The following is a 4,188-nucleotide window of genomic DNA, read 5'->3' on the forward strand; positions in this document are numbered from 1 at the left end:
GTGCTCTCGACGCGGTTGGCCGTGAGCGCATTCTTCGCGATGTCGCGCTCGTGATCGAAGATCGCCGCGTTGAACGCTCCGGTTCCCGTCCCCGCTCCGAGATCGTGGCGGGTCGTCCTGAGGTCGGTCGTCATCGTTCCGCAACCGGTCGTCCAGAGCGGGATGTTGAGCGCCAGGACGAGAAGCGACATCCATGTCCGATTTCCGGCCTGCATGATGTTTCTCCTTTCGACACCGGTCTCATCGCACGGACGGTGCCGCCCCGGCCTTCGGCGTCCGCCCGGTCGCGCCGTCGGGAAAGGCCGTTTCGCCGAGCAACTTGCGGGCGGCCGGTCCCGCGATTCGCCGTGCGCGGGTTCGGCGGGGGTCCCGCGGAAACGTGAGGCCTCTATCCCTTCGGATAGAATCCCGGGAACGGGAAAAGATGAATCCGAGGCTGATGGCGCTCTCGGGACCGCTCCGCGGGTCGAGCTTTCTCCTCGCGGAAGGGGAGACCTCGATCGGCCGTGATCCCGCGAGCACCGTCGCCGTGGGAGACGCCTCCGTTTCCCGGCGGCACGCGGTCGTTCGCGGCGCCGGCGCGACGCCGACCATCGTCGACCTGGACAGTCTGAACGGAACGTTCGTCAACGGGGTACCGGTGCGGGAGCGGGTTCTCGAAAGCGGTGACGAGGTTCGGATCGGAAGCTCGGTGTTCTTCTTCTGGACGGAGGAGGATCCCGCGGCCGCGGCCGAGATCCCCGACGGCTCGACGGCGCGCCTTGCGCCGGCCGACCGGCCGCTCCCGAAACTCTCGTCCGATTTCGTCGGCGAGAGCCGGGCGATCCGGGAAGCGGGCGCGGCGCTCCTTCGGGCGGCTGCATCCGAGGCGACGGTCCTGATCCTGGGGGAGAGCGGGACGGGAAAGGAGCTCGCCGCCCGGACGATCCATCGCGCGAGCCTCCGTGCGCGAGGGCCCTTCGTCGCGATGAGCGGCGCGACCCTGACCGAGCCGCTCCTGGAGAGCGAACTCTTCGGGCACGAGCGCGGCGCCTTCACCGGGGCGGTCGCGCAGAAGCGGGGAAGGCTCGAAACGGCCGACGGCGGAACCTTTTTTCTCGACGAGGTCGGCGAGCTTCCGCCGGCCGTCCAGGCGAAGCTCCTTCGGGTCCTCGAGACGCGTCAGTTCGAGCGCGTCGGAGGAAACCGGACGATTTCCGTCGACGTCCGATTCGTCGCCGCGACGAATCGCGATCTCGAGGCGGCGACCCGGGAAGGTTCGTTCCGGCGGGACCTCTTCTATCGTTTGAACGTCGTCGCGATCCGGCTGCCGCCGCTCCGGGAGCGCCGCGACGACGTCCCGCTCCTGGCGCGTTTCTTCGCGGCCCGATTCGCCGAGAAGTCCGGCAAGCCGCCGCGCGGATTGTCCCCGGACGCGCAGAAGGCCCTGATGCGCTACGACTGGCCCGGAAACGTCCGCGAGCTCGCCAACGCGATCGAGCGCGCGATCGTGCTGGGCGAAGGAGACGCGATCCGGGTCGAGGACCTGCCCGAATCCGTGCTCGAATCGTCGGCCGGCGAGGCGTCCGGCGAGTACCACGCCCTCGTGGCGTCGGCGAAGCGCGATCTCGTCCGCAAGGCGATCGACGACGCCGGCGGGAACGTTTCCGAGGCGGCCCGCCGCCTGGGGCTCCACCCGAACTATCTTTTCCGACTCGTGAAGAACCTCGGCGTCAGGACGAGGTAGAGCCGCGGCGATGCATCGAGCCGGGCGGGCGCCGGGCTCCGCCCCACCTCGTGCGCTGCTCCATCATGGACACGTTTCGTCACACGGCATCCCGAAGACGGGCGGGTCCGATATCGACGAGGCGGTGTCCGGGGGCGGGACCCTCGCATCGCGGAAAGTCTCCGCGAGTAACCGAAGCGGAGGAGGTCCGCGATGCGGGAGCGAAAACCCCTCGAGGGGGTGGCGGCTATGCGGTCGAGTCGTTCAATCGACGAGCCGCATGGCCGTCACGCGCTCCGGGTCCCCGAGCAAGTTCTTCGCGACGGTCACCCCCCGTAACGCCAGCCGGTCTCCTTCAGCGACAGCGCCTCGGCCTTTTCGTCCAGCATCCCCGAATCGACGACCTCGCCGAAGAACAGCACGTGATCTCCGACCGGCTTCGAATCGACGACCCGGCAATCGAGGTAGGCCGACGCATCCTCGAGCACAGGAGCGCCGGTCGTCTTCGTCACGAACCGGTGCCCTTCCATCCCGCGCTTCTCCGCTTTCGCGAAATGCCCGGCCGCGTCCTTCTGCCCCGACTTCAGGATCGAGACGGCGAAGACCTTGGATTCTTCGATGAGCTGTCTCGTGAGCGCCTCCTTCTCGACCGCGAGCGCGACGATTTCCGGCTCGAACGAGACCTGCGTCAGCCAGTTCGCCGTCATCGCGTGGTCGCCTTCCCGGCCGCGGGTTCCAACGACGTAGAGGCCGTAGGAGATCTGGGAGAGCGGCGTTTTCGGTTTCGCCATGGCTCGTACCTCCTCTCCGGCATCGTACCGCCGGAATCGCCCGTCGCGCCTCGCGCGGTCGCATGTCGCGCGACTCCCGCCGACGAATCGAGAGTGAAGTCGGGCCACCGACTCTCGGACTCGTGACTCGCGGACTCGTCACTGCGCCGCGAGGCGCGTGACTGCGCCTCGTGGCGCCGAGGCGTGTGCTAAAATACGACAGTGAGCGGGTTCAAAGACGAGTGCGGCGTCTTCGGCGTCTGGGGTCATGTCGATGCCGCGAATCTGGCCTACCTCGGACTCTACGCTCTCCAGCACCGCGGCCAGGAATCGGCGGGCATCGCCTCGATCCAGAACGGCAGGCTCTTCATCGAACGGGAGATGGGATACGTCGCCGACGTGTTCGACGAGGCGCGCCTCTCGCGCCTGCCGGGCCCCTCGGCGATCGGCCACGTCCGCTACTCGACGGCCGGCGACTCGTCCCTTTCGAACGCGCAGCCGATCGTCTTCTCGTCGGGACGCGGGCCGCTGGCGCTCGCCCACAACGGTAATCTCGTCAACGCGAAGGAGATCCGCGCGCACCTCGAGGAAGAGGGCTCGCTCTTCACGACGAACTCCGACTCCGAGATGATCCTGCACCTCGTCGCGCGGTCGAAGCGGGATTCCCTGTCGACGGCGCTCGTCGAAGCGCTCGGCGAGGTCCGGGGCGCGTTCTCGATCGTGGTCCTCGGCCAGAACGAGATCCTCGCCGCGCGGGATCCGAACGGGTTCCGCCCTCTCGTCCTCGGGACGCTCAACGGCTCGCCCGTCGTCGCCTCCGAGACCTGCGCGTTCGACCTGATCGGCGCGACCTACGTCCGCGACGTCGAGGCGGGCGAGATCGTGAAGCTTTCGGAGGACGGCGTCGAGTCCATCCGCTTCGCTTTCCCCCGTCCGACGCCCTGCGTCTTCGAGCACGTCTATTTCGCGCGGCCGGACTCGCTCGTCTTCGGCAAGTCCGTCGCCACGTCCCGGGAGGCCTTCGGGGAGCGGCTCGCGAAAGAGCACGCGGTCCCCGCCGACATCGTCGTCCCGGTGCCCGACTCCGGCACGTACGCGGCGATCGGCTACGCGCGCGCTTCCGGGATCCCGCTCGCCCTCGGACTCGTCCGCAACCACTACGTCGGCCGCACGTTCATCGAGCCGAAGCAGGCGATCCGGAGCTTCGGCGTGAAGGTGAAGCTGAATCCCGTCCGCGAGGTGGTCGCCGGGAAGCGCATCGTCCTGATCGACGATTCGATCGTCCGCGGCACGACGTCGAGGAAGATCGTGAAGATGCTGCGCGACGCGGGAGCGAAGGAAGTGCACCTTCGCATCTCGTCGCCGCCGACCCGCTTCTCCTGCCATTACGGAATCGACACGCCGACCCGGCGCGAGCTCATCGCCTCGCATTCGGACGTCGATGAAATCCGCCAGTTCGTCGACGCCGACACGCTCGGGTATCTCTCGACCGAGGGAATGATGGAGGCGTTCGGGCGGCCGGAGCACGCGACGTGCGCCGCCTGCTTCACCGGGAAGTACCCGGTCGAGATCCCGGAAGCGGCGCCGGAGGCCGAGGAGCTCGCGGCGGGGCTCGAAGTCGGGTCCTGACCTTCCGAAGCTGAGCCTTCGATGACAAGGTCGACCGTCCGTTCCCCGTGCTTTCGGGGAGCTCGCCCCTCGTCATCGTCGCGA

General features: G+C 68.1%; 4 protein-coding genes. 2 read left to right on the forward strand and 2 right to left on the reverse strand.

The genetic code is table 11. The features are described from left to right. The coding region (locus VFS34_00005; GenBank protein ID HET9792814.1) for a hypothetical protein at nt 1-215 on the reverse strand (215 nt) is incomplete at its 3' end. Nucleotides 216-424: 209 nt separating this feature from the next. Here VFS34_00005 and VFS34_00010 point away from each other — a divergent pair. After that, nucleotides 425-1,726, forward strand: coding sequence for a sigma 54-interacting transcriptional regulator (locus VFS34_00010; protein HET9792815.1), 1,302 nt, complete (start codon nt 425-427; stop codon nt 1,724-1,726). A 305-nt stretch (nt 1,727-2,031) separates the two neighbouring features. Here the strand turns inward: VFS34_00010 and VFS34_00015 are convergent, their stop codons facing one another. Further along, nucleotides 2,032-2,496, reverse strand: a complete 465-nt coding sequence (locus VFS34_00015) for a flavin reductase family protein (GenBank protein ID HET9792816.1) — start codon at nt 2,494-2,496, stop codon at nt 2,032-2,034. A gap of 201 nt (nt 2,497-2,697) precedes the next feature. Between VFS34_00015 and purF the strand changes: the two genes are divergently transcribed. Further along, the gene (gene purF, locus VFS34_00020) at nt 2,698-4,104 is read left to right on the forward strand and encodes an amidophosphoribosyltransferase (protein ID HET9792817.1); all 1,407 of its coding nucleotides are present in this window, start codon (nt 2,698-2,700) and stop codon (nt 4,102-4,104) included. Nucleotides 4,105-4,188: the final 84 nt, after the last annotated feature.

This window comes from Thermoanaerobaculia bacterium, assembly GCA_035717485.1.
Classification (GTDB): Bacteria; Acidobacteriota; Thermoanaerobaculia; order UBA5066; family DATFVB01; genus DATFVB01.

What these genes read in the sequence shown, in the direction of transcription:
- VFS34_00015 (HET9792816.1), bottom strand. Translation starts at nt 2,496, where the DNA reads ATGGCGAAACCGAAAACGCCGCTCTCCCAGATCTCCTACGGCCTCTAC.
- VFS34_00010 (HET9792815.1), top strand. Translation starts at nt 425, where the DNA reads ATGAATCCGAGGCTGATGGCGCTCTCGGGACCGCTCCGCGGGTCGAGC.